Below are 15718 nucleotides of genomic sequence, written 5' to 3' on the forward strand. Positions count from 1 at the left end.
ACATAGTATATCAAAGATAGCCGAAATATCCATGTAAATATCAGCCCGATGATGTGCAGCATGACAGCACCTCCCAAAACGAGTCAGCTGTGTCTGATGCGTTTTTTCAGCTTGACCATACCGCAAGTTATCAGATAGATGACCTGATACAGCGGGACGAACCATGCGTATGTAAATGTAAAAAATATACCCACGCCTATCCCCGATGAAAAGCCGTCAAGACCGAAGTCTTTTTCGCCGCTGCTGAGTGCAGGTGCGACCCAGCCCGAATCTATGCCCGTAAAAGCACACTTCACGCCAAACAGTATCCAGACAAGGTAATAACACAGTGTCAGCAGGAATATCACCTTGAAAACTATCGCTATATTGATCTTCATTGTCGTTACCTCTTTTGTTGTGGAAATCATTTTTCTTTCTTCTGATTTTACCACAACACAGCATTTTTGTCAACAAAAAGCAGGCAGAAAATCTTTCCCGCCAATAATTATGAACACCAGATCTCAATGTGTATTGCCGATGATAAAAATGAGTGTTATCATATTGTTTCCCCCGCCTGCGGCGAGGAAAGCAATACACACCGATCAGCATTTTTGTCAACAAAAAGCGGGCAGAAAATCTTTCCCGCCCGCATAAATGCCTTGTATACGGCAGAAATCTTCGTTCCTGCCAATAATTATGAATTATGAATTATGAATTATCAAAGCCCGTTTGGGTTGTTTTTGATGAAGTTCCAGCTGCTTGCTGTCATTTCGTCAAGGGTCAGCTTAGCTTCCCAGCCGAAGACTTTCTTTGCCTTGTCGGGGTTCGCATAGCAGGTGGCGATATCACCTGCGCGGCGTGGCATCACCTTGTAGGGGAGTTTCTTGCCGCACGCCTTTTCAAAGCTGTGCAGTACATCGTAAACGGAAGAACCCTTGCCTGTACCCAGATTTACCGCGTCACAGCCCTTGTTCTCCAGCACGTATTTAAGCGCACAGAGATGACCCTTAGCCAGATCGACAACGTGGATATAATCACGCACGCCTGTACCGTCGGGAGTGTCGTAATCGTCACCGAAAATGCCCAGCCTTTCCAGCTTGCCCACAGCCACCTGACAGATGTACGGCAGAAGATTGTTGGGTATGCCGTTGGGGTCTTCACCGATGAGTCCGCTTTCATGTGCGCCGATGGGGTTGAAGTACCTCAGCAGTGATACCGACCATTCGGGGTCTGCAACGCAGACATCTTTGAGTATCTGCTCTATCATCACCTTAGTGTAGCCGTAAGGATTTGTGGCAGAAGTCGGCATATCCTCAGTGTATGGCGCTTTGTTGACAGGACCGTAAACAGTCGCAGAAGAGGAGAAAACTATCTTCTTGACACCTGCATTGCGCATCGCCTGTATCAGCAGAAGTGTGCCTGTGATGTTGTTGTGGTAATACTCAACAGGCTTCTGCACGCTTTCGCCCACAGCCTTAAGACCTGCAAAGTGTATCACAGCATCTATCTTGTTTTCCTCGAATATCCTCTCCATAGCCGAAAGGTCGAGCATATCAGCTTCATAAAAGCCGAATTCCTTGCCTGTTATCTGCCTTATTCTATTCAGCGCTTCGGGCTTTGAGTTGGAAAAGTTATCCATGATGACCACATCGTAGCCTGCATTAAGCAGTTCAACGACCGTGTGACTGCCAATAAAGCCTGCGCCGCCTGTTACAAGTACCATTGACATATGCGTACCTCCATATCACAAATAATGTTGTAACCTTATTATACCACATTATTTGGATATTTCAATTGACAAATCCGCTAAAAATACATCATCACAGCTTTTTGCCGAGCGCTTTTTCAAATTCGTCTGCCCTGTCTGATATTATCAGCACATCGAAACCGCCTATTTTCAGCACTTTCGCCTTTTCCAGCTTGTCCAGTTCTTCGGGGCGGTAATCGCGGAAAGTCGAAGTGCGGCTCTCAAGGCGGTCTTTCAATATCTTCTGACCGTCAATGCCATCGGCAAACTTTATTGCCGATATCTCATCTGCATAGCCGCCCTCAGTGTTGTAGAGTATGCCGCCGTCAAGTATATCGGCGCTTTCGACCGAAAAGAACTTGCCTGCGTTTTTATCGAACTTTTCGTCACCCGACATTATTATGCCGTCCAGCTTTTCGTCTTCGATGCCGCCCAGCAGGTCAGCCGCAGTGACTTCTGCCGCCGCAGTGTCGGCTGTACTTTCGCTGACAGTGCTTTTTCCGCACCCGCCCATAAGCAGTGCCGCCGCCGTCAGCAGGAGTGTCATCTTAATTTTCATATTCATTTTCGTCTGCCACCTCAAAATCTTCGTAGCCGTCTATCTCGCCGTTTTCGTAGAGCCACGTAATTATCTCATTATATATCTCACGCTTATATCCGAGTTCTTCCCTGCCGAAGTATTCGTCCGCCGCGCGGGACTTTTCTTCTGACTGATGAACGCCGTCTTTAAGATAACTGCACAGCAGGTCTGCCAGCTTGTCTGCATTTTCTGCCCGCTCACCGAAGTCATATCCGCCCTCACCGCCGAAATATATCAGCGGTTTTCGCATAACGCCTGCGGCTGTTTCTTCGCCGTTGTCGGTGACTATGAGTGCGGCGCGGCTTTTAAGTTCGTCCTCGTCAGGATCATCTGTCAGCACTGTTATCCTGTCATGCTTCGGCAGAATGTCCGCATCGTTATCGTTAACGCCGCGCAATGCTATGGTGAGGGTGTATCCGCTGTCTGTCAGTGCATCGGTGAAACGCTTGTTTTCGAGCAGTGTTCTGATATTTCGGAAAATTTCGGTATCTATGAAGTCTGCATTATCCTCAGCCTTATGGTGTGCAAACATAAGCAGAAGTTTGTTTTCGCCCGAAATATCCTTTATCCTGTCATAGCAGGTAAGACCTGTAAGCCGCATGACATCGGTGTTATCGTAGCCGTATTCGGGCTTCTTAAGCTCGTCCAGATATTTTTTCGTGCCGCAGAAGTACAGCCGCACGTTGTCGCAGATGCGTTTGTTTTCGCTGACGTTCGGCATATCTTCGGGGGAGTTTTGTAGCATTATCACATTTTTTCTGATGTGTCTGCCCAGCGTGCTTTGTGCTTCGGTCATTCCGCAGAAGTTTATCCTGTCGGCGCGGGGCTTTGTGGTGATGTATGCCTGCGCATTCAGATATATCATCTTGTGCAGGAAACTGCCTGCGTACAGCGGTCTGTAGCCGTCAGCCACAAGGCGTTCTGCGGCGGGACTGCCTTTTTCGGTCAGGTAATAGCAGTAGACTTCATCGTGACGGGTCATGGCATAGCGGAACATGTCCTCTGCCGCGCCGCCGCCGAGTTCGGGGTCATCGGCAAACAGCCAGATGCTTTTGCCCCTTGCCCATCTTTCCGACCATTTGCATGCGGTGCGCAGGCTGAACGATACGCCGTCCCTTGCTGACAGGCTGACCGCCTTGCTGAAGCGTCTGCGCTGTTCGCTTAAGGGCATGGGCTGAGTTACCAGTCTGCCGCCCTCACAGGTGATGCAGATGTCATTTGTCAGCCTTAAGAAGCTGTCATATCTGTCATCAAGCAGTTTTGCCGACCACTGACCCGAACAGCGCTGTTTTATCTCATAGCGGCATCCCTTGAACAGCAGGAAAAATCTCAGTTCAGCGCGGGTGCCTGTCAGCGGGAATGTCAGGTGGAAACTCTTTTCCTCGCTTATCTCCTTGCCGAAAAAGAAGTGCTTTGCTGATTTGCTGTCGTAGGTCATCGTGTATTCTTTGCCCGCATATTCAGCGATCAGTTTGGTGCGGCGCTGATTGAACATGTCATCGAATCTGCCGTCTATCTCCAGCATGTCTTTTCGGTGGTTTATCAGGTCTATCCGAATGTTCAGCGCAGTGCTGTCGGCTAACACGATATCTTTCTGCACCGCGAACAGCTTTTCGCGGGAGTAGCCAAGGTCGGTGTAATAGTCCTCGCGTCCGTGTTTCAGCCCTAAAATAATGCGTTTATCGCTGACTGTACAGTGTGGCAGGTCATCGGCATAGACACCGCACAGCACCTTGTCCTCAACGGGGGCGAGGGCTTTTGTCAGGGTCTTTATGACAGTTTCACGCTCTTTTTCGGGAAAGTTTGTCAGCAGTCTGCCATAGTCGATGCGGCGCAGGACTTCTGTGGCGGCGTAGTGCTGTAAAAACAGCGGCAGTCTGCCGTCCTTGCCCTTGCAGTTTTCTTCTATGGGAAGAATGCAGTTCTCAAATATCTCGGTATGCCATTTTGCGGTCATGGCATCGGGCGGGAAAGACTCTGCATCTTCATAATTTTTAGTGCAGTCGGCTTGCAGGACATTCAGCGTGCTGTCATACCATATCCTGCGGCAGTCGTTCAGCATAGCGAGCATATTTTTCTGCTCTGCGAAAGTGCCTGCTTCTGTTTCAAAGGGGTGTTCTGCCAGATAGGAAGTCCTTGCGCAAACGCCCTCCAGACTGTCAGGAAAAGCGCAGAATACCTTATCGAGTTCAAGTATGCCTTTTGGCAGTGTGAGTTCGCGTTCCAGCTGTTCTTTATTGGCGGCTAAACGTCTGCCGCAGGCGAAGTTAAGTTCTTTGTCCTCGTCCAGTGCCGCAGTCAGGCGCGGGAAGTATGACGGGTCAGCCTTAGCGCCTGCCCGCATGACAGTGCAGTATTCGGCGTTTGCGAACCTGACGAAAGTGTTCAGCAGTTCGGCTTCGCTTTTTTCGCCTACATTTATGAAAGCGGTCATACCGTAGGCGGCAGACCTTTCAAGGTAGAGTTTTTTTCTGTCATCTTCGGTGAAGTCGCCCGCGATTATCAGGAATATATCTTTGGTCAGTCCGCCCGACTGCGATGCGATGTTCTCTACCGTTTCCAGTGCCACGCGGTCTGAACTGCCCGTTATCAGAAGTACCGAGAACTTCATATCAGCGCTCCTTTCTGCCGAATATCTCGTTTATTATCCTGTCGGTGGCGTGACCGTCACAGGCTGACATATGGTATTCAGCGCAGGCTTCAAGGTCAGCTGTACTGCGGCAGAGGAGTTCCTGTTCGACTGCTTCTGCAAGTTCATCAGCGGTCTGTGCAACGGTGGTGGGGAAGCTGAAATAGTCCACATAGAAGCCGCGCTGTGTATCGAACTCGCGCAGGTCGGGTGCGAAGAACACGAAAGGCTTTTTGTAGAGAAGCCAGTCGAAGACCACGCTGGAATAGTCTGTCACGAGTATATCAGCAGCGGCGAAAAGCCTTTCGGTGGGGAAGCCGTCATCGGACTGCATATGGGGGTGCAGTTTTTTTATCAGGTACCAGCCGCGCGCTTTGCAAACCTGTTCGATGATATCCTCACCGACCACGAAAGGTTCTGCGGCGTTGCCGCGAAAAGTGGGTGCCCACAGCACGATAGTCCTGCCTGCCGCATCGGGGTGTGCTTTGAAGAATTTTTCGCGGCAGAGGTCGTTATACTTTTTGCTGTAGTAGATATCTGTTCGGCTGACACCCAGCGCTTTTACGTTTTCACTTTTCTGGTGCATCGACTCAGCCATGATGGGTGCAACGCATTCAGCGCTGACAGTCCAGAGGTCGTAGCCGCCGAAGACTTCGCCCTTGTAGAAAGAAGGCACACAGTCTTTTGAATCATAGCCTGCCTTTTTCAGCAGACCGCAGGAGTGCCACAGCTGAGTGACGAAAGTTTCCCTGCGTTTTTTACAGCTTGACACAGGCAGGAAAGTATCGCAGATGAAGACATATTCCGCCCTGCCGAAAGCAGTCATAAAGTCGAGTATGAACCGCGCCATTTGCAGTTTGCCGCATTTTGAGAAGTCGAGGTAGAATTCCTTGATGTGCATGTCGCCCATTTGCGCGACTTTTTTGCGCATCACCCGCATGCTGAAAGGGCAGTCATTATGGTGTGCATCTGCGAACAGCACCAGTCCTTTTTCTATCTTTCCCCGTGAATTCAAGAAGTATATGAACGGCAGCAGGCAATTTTGCAGCAGCATTTTCGCCAGCTGTCTGATCTTCAGCTTTATGCTCATTTTCAGACCTCCGTGATCTTACTGTATTTGGATACAGATACCCATTCCATATAGTATAGCACATTTTACGGAGATTTGTCAATCTTTTAACATAAAGCGCAGGGTCAGCCCCCACCCTTTCGCGAAAGGGTGGACGGAAAGCTCAACTCGCACATAGCTTTGTGTTCTATCGCCGCTTTGTTTGGCGGCGTAGTTAGCACTTTTCCGCTGAAACGGCTTGCTATCGTCCATGCCAATAATTATGAATTATGAATTTGGCGGCGTAGTCAGCACTTTTTTCGCTGAAACAGCTCGCTATCGTCCATGCCAATAATTATGAATTTGGCGGCTTAGTCAGCACTTTTTTCGCTGAAACGGCTTGCTATCGTCCATGCCAATAATTATGAATTATGAATTTGGCGGCGTAGTTAGCACTTTTTCCGCTGAAACGGCTCGTTATCGTCCATGCCAATAATTATGAATTATGAATTTGGCGGCGTAGTCAGCACTTTTTCCGCTGAAACGGCTCGCTATCGTCCATGCCAATAATTATGAATTATGAATTTGGCGGCTTAGTCAGCACTTTTTCCGCTGAAACGGCTCGCTATTGTTCATGCCAATAATTATGAATTATGAATTATGAATTATGAATTCCAAAACCCCCGTCATGATGGTGAAGGATACTTCGCGGCGGTATTCTTCGGTTTCCAGCTTTGCCGCTTCTTCGGGATTTGAAAGGAAACCGCATTCTATCATGACAGCAGGTGTGTCGGTTTTGTCAAGTAGATACAGTTCGTCATCAACAGGCTTCGTTTCACGCTCGTTATCTGGCTGTAAAAGCGAAACGAACTGTTTCTGCATAGCACCCGCAAGCCTTTCACCCTCGCCGTTGCGCCGCGAATAGAACATCTGCGCACCGCTGAACCGACTGTCGGTGAACTGGTTCTGGTGTATCGAAATGGCGATGTTTTTGGAACTGTCAAACATTGCAAGGCGGTTTTTCATATCCGACTGCTTCTGCTTTGAAAGCCCCTCTATGCCTTCATCGTATATTGAACGGTCGTCCTCGCGGGTCATTTTCACATCGAAGCCCATTATATTCAGCAGTTCACGTTCGGTAAGTGCTATGTCGAGGTTTATGCCCTTTTCGGCAGTGCCGTCAACGGATATGCACCCGCCGTCCATTCCGCCGTGACCCGCATCTAGCACCACCTGCGGGTGTTCTTTTACGGGGGCTGAAACTGCGGCGGCGATGTGTTCCTGCGCTTTTTTGCCCGCAATGTCCCCCGCCCATACAAAGCCTGTCAGCAGTGCGAAAACCCCACAGCAGGTTAGTATCTTCTTAGCTTTAGTGTTCATATCAGGTACCTCCGAGATAATTTGTCTGGTAAATGATATGCGCTTGTCCTGTCATGTATGCAAAAAAGCAGAGCTGTCAGCTGACAGCCCTGCTTTGGTTCATATAAAGAAGTTGTATGCGATTATCGCGTTGATAATGCCCAGCATCACGCCCGCAAATACCTGCGCGGGGGTGTGACCCACAAACTCTTTCAGTTTGACTTCGGGCAGCTTCTTTGAAGTGAAAAGTTCCATAGTTTTGACTATTTCGTTGAGTACAGTTGACTGCTTGCCTGTTTCAAGCCTTACGCCCTTAGCATCGTGGCAGACGACCACTGCCATTATGCCCGCGATGGCAAATTCGACCGAATCAAAACCTTTGACCAGACCTATACAAGTCGCCAGTGATGTCACCGTAGCCGAATGACCGCTGGGCATTCCGCCGTCACCGCATATTCTGGTGATATCCAGCTTTTTGTTGACGATGGCGTGTATTATCGTTTTTAGTATCTGCGCTTCAGCCCATGATGAAAGTGCGGTCAGCACAAATACATTTGAGAACAGGTCGGATAGGTATTTCATTTTTATCATTCCTTTTTGTTTTCGCTTTGGGGTAGTTTTTTACAAAGACGGCAAAGATATTGACCATGCCGAATATTTTTTATGGTCATTCCTTTAAGACACCACTATAGCAATCCGCCTTAAAATTCAGACAAAATCCGGTCACAAAATCCATAGATCCGAGCTCTTGCGACTGGATTTTGTGAATTTAAATAGTTGGATTGTTATAAGAATAAAGGCATAACAAGGAACAGTTATTGAGATGTATTCTTTCCCCCGTCTGCGGCGGTGGAAGGATAGCATCAGCACGATGTTTCCTTGTTATAAAGCATTTTGCGGTGTGCTATAGCAATCCGCCTTAAAATTCAGACAAAATCCAGTCACAAAACCCATAAATCCCAGCTTTTGCGACTGGATTTTGTGAATTTAAAAAGTTGGATTGCTATAAATGGATAACCACGTATTATTATGCTCCACAACTCTTTTGATATAGGCATTTTCTACAAGTCAAGGTTAATGCCATCTGATGCGAATTGTGAATTAAAAAAAGCTAATTAAACTGCCCTTTCCCGCGTCGTCGGGAAAGGGCGAGCTTATCAGTTATGCCTCTACAGGCTCAAATTCAATTCTTATCTTGGGGAGTTTTTCGATGGTCTGGTAGCTGTTGAACATACCGTCCTCGATAGAAAGGTCGTTCTCACCGCTAGCAGGAGGTGCGAAAATGCGCAGTGTCAGGTCTGCCGCGCCGTTAAGCGGCTTCTCATAGAAAGCACTCATCAGGTCGATGACCTTTGCTTTGGGCGACTTGTAGAACCACTTGCCGTTTATCTCCATCATCAGGTTGCTCTCGTCATCGAAAGTGACTTCGCAGAAGTGCGGGTCACTGTCAAAGTGCAGTGGTATCTCCAGACCCTCAGCGTCTTCCGAACTGCCCCAGCGCAGTTTTGCGGGGAAAGACACTTCACCGCCCTTAGTCATTTCGGGCTTGAAGAAGTCATCATGGAGTATCTCTTTATAGGTCTGCAAAACAGGCTGTTCGATGCCCACATTCTGATTGTTGGGGTCTTCTATCTCAAGACCGAGTCTGCCTCTGTCGCGGAACTGGTAGAAAGTGAAGCCGCTGAACCATTCTTCGGGGTCTGCTTTGAGCATATCGCAGAAGCCCTTGACCATAACAGCCTGGTCGTAAGCGCCTGTAACGTCGCCGTCAGCATTGAACTCACTCATGACCATAGGTTTGCTTTCGCCGCCGTTTATGACCTTGAAGCGGTCATAGCTCATTTTAGTGAGCTTGTAGGTATTCTCAACGGTATCGCGCTTGAAAGTTCTGTTCTCAGAGGTTTTCAGTGCCACATCAAAAGGCCAGCCCCAGTGGAGTGCCATATACTTGTCCACAGACCAGATATCTGTTTCCCTGACAGCCTGCGAAAATTCCTTTTCCATGATTATCTCGGTGGCGTTTGGGTCTTCTATGCCGCCGATGCAGAGGACTGTCTGCACATTCGGGGCTTTCTCATGGAGTATCTTATTGAAGCGGCAGTAGAAATCTGCTACGCCCTGATATGTAGTCCTTTTGGTAAAGCTGAACCAGTTGCCTGTAGCTTCGTGGTTGACGCGCAGGAAGACTCTGCCGAAAGTGCGCAGGTCTTCGGCAATGGCGATAAGCTGTTCATCGGAAACGTTCGGGTCGATGGTGAGAGTCAGTGTAACATCCTGACCGTGTCTTCTGACATCTCTCATACATGTGAACGGTTCGCCGTTCCTGTCGCCTTCAAGACCGCCCTTGTATGTGAAATAGTCATCGTAGGGGTAATCCCACTGGAACTTTACATCAGCATCTTTCATGACTTCCGATATCCTGCCCGGAAATTCCTTATCCAGCGGATAGTAGCAGTACATCAGGCTGATGCTTCTGTGCGGTCTGCCCAGTTTGTGCAGGATATAGTCCTGATCCACATACTCGCCGCGTTCAGAACCGTCGCCCAGATCGAGGGCACACTTTGCCTTGCCCATGTGTACCGAATAAACCTTGTATTCGCTCATAAAATACCTCCATATTTACCTTGATATATCCCGATATAAGACAGCCACGCCGCACATCGTAAAATGTGCGGTGTATGCTTATAAATGTTTCAGACTTTATGTGTTATTTTCAGGGTGAGTTTCGTTGTCAGCTTCGTGGTCTGTTTCTTCGGCTGTATCATTGACAGCTATCAGCGAATTGATATCATCGCACACCAGCGCGATATCTTTGAAGACCTGACAGCTTTCTTCTGTTTCAGGTGTCTGCTGAGTATATATGCACAGCACGAAAGGCGAGTCTGCATAGACTATGGCGCAATCACTGAAAGCACTTTCGAGATAGTCGGTGCCGTACTTCTGTGCAACGGGATATTTTTCGCCCAGTGCCTTGCCTATCTGGATATTCAGCTTAGCGTTGCACATAAGGTCAGTGAGCCATTTGCCCAGCTTATTTTCCTCAGCGAACTTGTAGATATCCACGTAGCTTTTTGTCATATCTTCGGGGGTGCAGTAGGTGAATATCCACTCAGCATTATAACCGAGAGTGAAATTTGCGCCTATCTCATACTGATTGCGGTTGAACTCATCAGTGCCGAAAGTCTGGCATAGAAGCTGATATGCGGTATTGTCACTTTCCAGTATAGTGTATTCTATCAGTTCTCTGGCGGTGAACTCTTTGCCGTAATCCTCGCCTGACAGCGTACCGTCATCGCCTGCCCACTTGTTGTTCAGCGGTATCTTGGTATCGAGGTCGATATCCTTTACCAGCAGTGATTTTACGAACGGCGCTTTGATAGTCGAACAGGTCATGAACTGTTCATACTGGTGATAGCCTATAGTTGCACCTGTTTCGACATTCTTAAATTCAAAGCCCAGCGGGAAGTATGAACTGCTGCATATCTCCTGAAGTCTGTCAAAGCAGTTTTGCATTTCTTCATTTGAATATACCATTTCAAAACCGCTGACGGTAAAGCCGTAATTGCCGCCGACATTGAAATATTCAGAATTTCTTTGTTCGACAGCTTTAGTGACTTCCTTATTTTCGACAACTTCATCAAACACCTGCGAAGACGCATCTTCAAGCAGCGGCGAAAGAGCCGATGAAGCCTCTTCTGCGGTGCTGTTTTCTTCTGCGGGACTGTTTTTATCAGTCGATAAGGCCTGTGCCGCCGAAGAATCGTTTTTGCGTTTGATGGAAACCGCCTCTGCCTTGCTGCCGCAGCTGCTGAGAAGGCACGCTGCCGCCAGCAGGAGTGCAGTGACACCTGCGTACATTTTTTTACCCATATTTATCTGACCTCACTGTGATCTTATATGAAAGATCTGTCTTTCATGTGGATCACCCTCACCGTGACCCTGTGCTGACCACCACGAAAGTACAGGGCAGATATACCGTACTATGTTTGAAGATATCGTTCAAAAGTCAGTTTATGCTTACTTTTGATGATGTTTCTCCGATAGTTCAGTATACCATTGTATTCTAACATATTTCCCCCGAAAAGTCAACATTATTCCAAGATTTTCCGCAAAATATCCACTTGACAAATGGAGAAAAATAGTATAATATAAATATATTAAATGTCACTGCGTTTATTCATGTGCAGTGCGGTGTGATGGGACGGAGGTATAAAAATGGTAAAGATGACACTGGGCGTTGAGGGCATGATGTGTCCTCACTGTGAAGCGCATGTAAATGAAGACATCAGCAAGGCATTCAAGGTCGAGTCGGTAGTGAGCGACCACGATGCCAACACCACTGTAGTAGTTGCAGAAGCAGCTATTTCCGAAGGTGAACTGAAAAAGGTCATTGACGAAGCGGGTTACAAGCTGGTTTCCTACGCCTGCGAGAACGCCTGATATTATCTGAAAAAAGCGACCGCCCCGACACGGCTCATGCTGTGTCGGGGCGGTTTTGTGTTCTTGTTTTGTGGTAGTTTTTCAATGCACCATGCCGGCTTTTGGGTCTGCTTACTGCTTGCAGGGCGGGGGCTTGCCCCCGCCGTTAAGTCATCGCTATGCTATGGGTATTTGCTTGCTTCGGTCGAGGGTCTTGTCTGTTACCGTCTTTTGCTTTGTTCGCCCGACTTGTTTTGTTAGTCGCGTTGCTTTGCCGCTCTTTATCGTTAAAACAGCTTGCTTTCGTCCATGTCAATAATTATGAATTATAAATCGTGGTTATCCCGCTGACACACCACAAAAACGGCGTTTTTACAGAACTTAAGGTGGTTGGCGTATGGCGCTCAATTTTCCTTTTGTTTACAGCATTTTCAGCCGGTGTGCTAAAGGGATAGTCATATTATGAATTGACTACCAAGGTTTTACTGTGCCGACTATCTCACTGATGTTGTTGATGCCATTGTCTTCACAGAATTTCTGCATGCCATCGATTATCTTCACAGGTGCATACGGGTCGGCAAATATCGCCGCACCTACCTGCACAAGACTCGCACCTGCCATCATGATCTCTATCGCATCTTCCCATGTGGATACGCCGCCCATGCCGCAGACAGGGATATTGACAGCGTTTGCCACCTGCCATACCATTCGGACTGCCACAGGGAACACCGCAGGACCCGAAAGTCCGCCCACGTTATTTCTGAGGACAGGTCTTCCAGTGTTGATGTCGATGCGCATGCCCAGCAGTGTATTGATGAGCGATACCGCATCAGCGCCGTTCGCTTCAACACTTTTGGCGATGTCGGTTATACTGGTGACATTCGGTGACAGCTTGACCATCACGGGTTTATCGGAATTGTCCTTTACAGCCTTAGTTACCTGACCCGCGATAGTGCAGTCAGTACCGAAAGCCGCGCCGCCCTGTTTTACGTTGGGGCAGGAGATGTTCAGTTCTATCATATCCACCGCACTGCCTTTAAGTTTAGCGGCGAGTTCAGCGCATTCTTCTATGGTCGAACCTGCTATGTTCGCGATTATGCGTGTGTCTTTTGTGACGAGGTTTGGCAGTTCGTATGAGAGGAACTTATCAACGCCGCCGTTTTGCAGACCCACAGAATTCAGCATTCCTGATGGTGTTTCTGCCACACGCGGCGCGGGATTACCCTCGCGGCGGTGCAGTGTGGTGCCCTTTACCGATATGCCGCCCAGTGTCGAGAGTGGGTAAAGGCATTCATATTCTCTGCCGTAGCCGTATGTGCCGCTGGCAGGAACTATAGGGTTTTTGAAATCAACTCCGCAGAAGTTCACGTTCAGTCTGTTCATTCAAAAACCACCTCCTTGCTGTCAAATACAGGACCGTCTTTGCAGACATGCGAATGTATCTCCTTGCCGTCGCGGACTGTTCTGCAAGCGCACACAAGACATGCGCCCACGCCGCAAGCCATGCGCTGTTCAAGGCTTACCTGACATTCTATGCCGTTTGCTTCAGCTATCTTAGCCACGTTTTTTAGCATCACCATCGGACCGCAAGCCACGATGATATCTGGCTTATCAGCGGCTATCTGTTCGGTGAGCGCATCGGTGACGAAGCCCTTTCTGCCTGCCGAACCGTCATCGGTGCAGAGTATCGCTTTGCCGCCTGCCGCCTGAAGGTCATCCTGCAAAATGACAGCCGCCATATTGCGGAAACCGCTTATCGCCACCGCATTTTCGCCGTAGGCTTTGGCTATGCCCACCATCGGCGGAACGCCGATGCCGCCGCCGACACAGACTATCTTCCTGCCCTCAAGCACTTTGAAGCCCTTGCCCAGCGGTGCGATGATATCGATAAGCTGACCCTTGCAGAGGTCTGCCAGCTTTTCCGTACCCTTGCCGCGTATCTCGAACACCAGTCTTATAGTGCCCTTAGCCTTGTCAATGTCGCATATCGAGATAGGTCTGCGCAGGAAGAAGCCTTCTGCCGCCACCTGAGCGAACTGCCCGGGCTGTGCCAGCTCCGCTATTTCGGGACATAGTATCTCCACATCGAAAATGCCCTTAGCGAGGTTCTTTTTCGACACTATCTGATATTTGCCTTGTTTGTACATTCTATCAGCCCCCATTAAAATTATCATTTACTATTATAAAACATATTGCGGCTGTTGTCAACCGTATGACATCAGCCTTCGCGAAAAATGATTTTTTGTGATCATCCCGCTGACACACCACAAAACAGCGGCTATACAGAACTTAAGGTGTTTGGCGTATATCTTTTTTTACCGCATTTTCAGTCGGTGTGCTAACAGAGTTCAGTACGGGCATATCAGGCTTTTCTGCGCATCTCCACATGAGGTATTCCATCTTCGAGAAATTCTTCCGATGTCACTTCAAAGCCTTCTTTGGCATAAAATCCGATGGCGTATGTCTGTGCTTCAAGGTACAGGCTTTCAGCGCCATCGTACAGGCACGCCTGCCTTACCCCCTCATGGAGCAGTCTGCCGCCAAGACCTGTGCCGCGTTCGGTGGTTATGACTCTGCCTATCTGTACTGTATGGGGTTCATCGGGCTTGATGAACAGCCGCAGGCAGGAGGTACATTCGCCCTTGTCGTTCAGCGTGAAGAGGTGTCGGCTGATAAGGTCGATGCCGTCCATATCCTCATAGGGACAGTTCTGTTCTATTACAAAAACGTCCTGCCGCGCTTTCATTATTGCGTATACCTCAGCGGGAGTGAGGTCATAAAATTCTTTGGTGATGATATCATTCACTTGCCTGCACCTGCACTTTCGTAAAAATCTTCGATGGTCTGCATAAGTTCGGTGTTGATGGTGTTGACTATCGTCTTGTCCATCTCTTTGGTCAGTTCTGTGAGTTTTTCATCACGTTCCTTGCCCTTATAGTTTTCCATTATCTCCTTTTTGCGCTGATTGAACGGCTTTTTGTACTCGTTGCATTCATCGCTGTTGAAGAATTTGTTGTGGTCGGCATTCTCGCCCGTCAGCGTGATAAACTGTGCATTGGGGTTGGTTATCTCGTCACGCTTTGAAACTATGCTGACTTCGCTGTACACCACGAAATCGTCATTCTCACCGTGTATCAGCAGGTTTGGTATGCCCGACTTGTTTATGCCGTCAACAGCGTTAAGGTCTGCATATTCTTTGAAAACCAGTTTATTATAGCCCCACACGAAAGGGTGGAAGACTATTGCGGCTTTGGTCTTCATGGTCTGTATCGTGCCGACATCAAGCATTTCGATGGGGTCGGCGTAGCCCGACATTTCGGCGCTTGCCTTGATATCGTGGTCAAAATTCTGCACTGCACTGACAGCGAAGCCGCCCCAGCTGTGTCCCAGCAGGAAGATATCAAGCCCTGCAAGTCGAGGGTCGTTCTCGGCAAAAGTGAGGGCTTTGTCAAGGTCTATAGCCGACTGCACCAGTCCGACCGAACCTTTACCTTCGCTCCAGCCCGAACCTGTGGCATCGTATGTGAAGACCCTCCAGCCCTTTTCCACGAACCACATCAGCTGATTTATGTAACTTTCATGCCCTGTGGATATGCCGTGTGCAAACACCAGCAGACCTTTCGGGCTTTCGTTCTCCATGCCGTAGATGAAGCCTTTCAGCATATTTTCGCCCGACTTGAACTCTACTTCTTCACGCGGGTGTATATCTTTCCAGTCGGGGTCATAGCGGTTGTACGGGTCGGAATCTTTGGCGGGGTAGTCACCTCTGCCGAAGATATTGTGCATGACCGTGACAGTCACCCCGCACATCGCCGCGAAAAGCAGCGCTATCACTGACAGTGATATGAACAGTGCTTTTTTGTAACTGTGCTTTTTTCTGCTCATATATTTCTCCTCACTCCCAATTATGATGTGTATTGCTGATGATACAAAATAGCTTTTCTTTCGTATTTGGAT

At 48.5% G+C, this 15718-nt stretch carries 14 protein-coding genes; 1 reads left to right on the plus strand and 13 read right to left on the minus strand.

Annotated elements, in window-relative coordinates:
* Positions 1 to 83: 83 nt before the first annotated feature.
* The 9 genes from CUS_RS16860 to CUS_RS16900 form a co-directional block, all read right to left on the minus strand.
* Complete coding sequence (locus CUS_RS16860) at positions 84 to 377, minus strand: hypothetical protein (protein WP_002853106.1); 294 nt, start codon at positions 375 to 377, stop codon at positions 84 to 86.
* A 320-nt stretch (positions 378 to 697) separates the two neighbouring features.
* On the minus strand, positions 698 to 1708 hold the full coding sequence (gene galE, locus CUS_RS16865) for a UDP-glucose 4-epimerase GalE (RefSeq protein WP_002852975.1): 1011 nt from the start codon (positions 1706 to 1708) through the stop codon (positions 698 to 700).
* A 91-nt stretch (positions 1709 to 1799) separates the two neighbouring features.
* Positions 1800 to 2291: a DUF4358 domain-containing protein gene (locus tag CUS_RS16870; RefSeq protein ID WP_002852755.1), complete on the minus strand. Its 492-nt coding sequence runs from the start codon at positions 2289 to 2291 to the stop codon at positions 1800 to 1802.
* A complete protein-coding gene (locus CUS_RS16875; RefSeq protein ID WP_002852967.1) occupies positions 2275 to 4917 on the minus strand; it encodes a hypothetical protein in 2643 nt (880 codons plus the stop codon). Before CUS_RS16875 ends, CUS_RS16870 begins: the two co-directional genes overlap by 17 nt.
* A 1-nt stretch (position 4918) precedes the next feature.
* On the minus strand, positions 4919 to 6025 hold the full coding sequence (locus CUS_RS16880) for a CDP-glycerol glycerophosphotransferase family protein (RefSeq protein ID WP_002852761.1): 1107 nt from the start codon (positions 6023 to 6025) through the stop codon (positions 4919 to 4921).
* 609 nt (positions 6026 to 6634) lie between these two features.
* Positions 6635 to 7363, minus strand: a complete 729-nt coding sequence (locus CUS_RS16885; protein WP_002852787.1) for an N-acetylmuramoyl-L-alanine amidase — start codon at positions 7361 to 7363, stop codon at positions 6635 to 6637.
* 99 nt (positions 7364 to 7462) lie between these two features.
* A complete protein-coding gene (locus tag CUS_RS16890) occupies positions 7463 to 7924 on the minus strand; it encodes a divergent PAP2 family protein (protein WP_037277820.1) in 462 nt (153 codons plus the stop codon).
* Between the two features lie 579 nt (positions 7925 to 8503).
* Complete coding sequence (locus tag CUS_RS16895; RefSeq protein ID WP_002852797.1) at positions 8504 to 9946, minus strand: hypothetical protein; 1443 nt, start codon at positions 9944 to 9946, stop codon at positions 8504 to 8506.
* A gap of 96 nt (positions 9947 to 10042) precedes the next feature.
* Positions 10043 to 11212, minus strand: a complete 1170-nt coding sequence (locus CUS_RS16900) for a serine hydrolase (RefSeq protein ID WP_002852726.1) — start codon at positions 11210 to 11212, stop codon at positions 10043 to 10045.
* 345 nt (positions 11213 to 11557) lie between these two features.
* On the opposite strand from CUS_RS16900, the gene CUS_RS16905 reads away from it, so the two are divergent.
* A complete protein-coding gene (locus tag CUS_RS16905) occupies positions 11558 to 11782 on the plus strand; it encodes a heavy-metal-associated domain-containing protein (protein WP_002852719.1) in 225 nt (74 codons plus the stop codon).
* 450 nt (positions 11783 to 12232) lie between these two features.
* Here the strand turns inward: CUS_RS16905 and CUS_RS16910 are convergent, their stop codons facing one another.
* From CUS_RS16910 to CUS_RS16925, 4 genes are all read right to left on the minus strand, one after another.
* Positions 12233 to 13144 (minus strand): dihydroorotate dehydrogenase, encoded by a 912-nt coding sequence (locus CUS_RS16910; protein WP_002853096.1) that lies wholly within the window; start codon positions 13142 to 13144, stop codon positions 12233 to 12235.
* On the minus strand, positions 13141 to 13908 hold the full coding sequence (locus CUS_RS16915; protein ID WP_002852715.1) for a dihydroorotate dehydrogenase electron transfer subunit: 768 nt from the start codon (positions 13906 to 13908) through the stop codon (positions 13141 to 13143). The genes CUS_RS16910 and CUS_RS16915 overlap by 4 nt, the downstream gene beginning before the upstream one ends.
* Positions 13909 to 14123: 215 nt before the next feature.
* Positions 14124 to 14567 carry a GNAT family N-acetyltransferase gene (locus CUS_RS16920; RefSeq protein WP_002853017.1) on the minus strand — a complete coding sequence of 148 codons (444 nt, stop codon included), beginning with the start codon at positions 14565 to 14567 and terminating at the stop codon, positions 14124 to 14126.
* Complete coding sequence (locus tag CUS_RS16925) at positions 14564 to 15646, minus strand: alpha/beta hydrolase (protein WP_002852806.1); 1083 nt, start codon at positions 15644 to 15646, stop codon at positions 14564 to 14566. Before CUS_RS16925 ends, CUS_RS16920 begins: the two co-directional genes overlap by 4 nt.
* Positions 15647 to 15718 lie beyond the last annotated feature (72 nt).

Origin of the sequence: Hominimerdicola alba 8 (assembly GCF_000178155.2) — a bacterium.
Lineage (GTDB): Bacteria > Bacillota > Clostridia > Oscillospirales > Ruminococcaceae > Hominimerdicola > Hominimerdicola alba_C.

Excerpts from the sequence above, each read along its gene's own strand:
- CUS_RS16910 (WP_002853096.1), bottom strand. The coding sequence starts at position 13,144 with ATGAACAGACTGAACGTGAACTTCTGCGGAGTTGATTTCAAAAACCCT.
- CUS_RS16915 (WP_002852715.1), bottom strand. The coding sequence starts at position 13,908 with ATGTACAAACAAGGCAAATATCAGATAGTGTCGAAAAAGAACCTCGCT.
- CUS_RS16890 (WP_037277820.1), bottom strand. The coding sequence starts at position 7,924 with ATGAAATACCTATCCGACCTGTTCTCAAATGTATTTGTGCTGACCGCA.
- CUS_RS16905 (WP_002852719.1), top strand. The coding sequence starts at position 11,558 with ATGGTAAAGATGACACTGGGCGTTGAGGGCATGATGTGTCCTCACTGT.
- CUS_RS16875 (WP_002852967.1), bottom strand. The coding sequence starts at position 4,917 with ATGAAGTTCTCGGTACTTCTGATAACGGGCAGTTCAGACCGCGTGGCA.
- galE (WP_002852975.1), bottom strand. The coding sequence starts at position 1,708 with ATGTCAATGGTACTTGTAACAGGCGGCGCAGGCTTTATTGGCAGTCAC.
- CUS_RS16895 (WP_002852797.1), bottom strand. The coding sequence starts at position 9,946 with ATGAGCGAATACAAGGTTTATTCGGTACACATGGGCAAGGCAAAGTGT.
- CUS_RS16870 (WP_002852755.1), bottom strand. The coding sequence starts at position 2,291 with ATGAATATGAAAATTAAGATGACACTCCTGCTGACGGCGGCGGCACTG.
- CUS_RS16885 (WP_002852787.1), bottom strand. The coding sequence starts at position 7,363 with ATGAACACTAAAGCTAAGAAGATACTAACCTGCTGTGGGGTTTTCGCA.
- CUS_RS16925 (WP_002852806.1), bottom strand. The coding sequence starts at position 15,646 with ATGAGCAGAAAAAAGCACAGTTACAAAAAAGCACTGTTCATATCACTG.
- CUS_RS16900 (WP_002852726.1), bottom strand. The coding sequence starts at position 11,212 with ATGGGTAAAAAAATGTACGCAGGTGTCACTGCACTCCTGCTGGCGGCA.
- CUS_RS16860 (WP_002853106.1), bottom strand. The coding sequence starts at position 377 with ATGAAGATCAATATAGCGATAGTTTTCAAGGTGATATTCCTGCTGACA.
- CUS_RS16880 (WP_002852761.1), bottom strand. The coding sequence starts at position 6,025 with ATGAGCATAAAGCTGAAGATCAGACAGCTGGCGAAAATGCTGCTGCAA.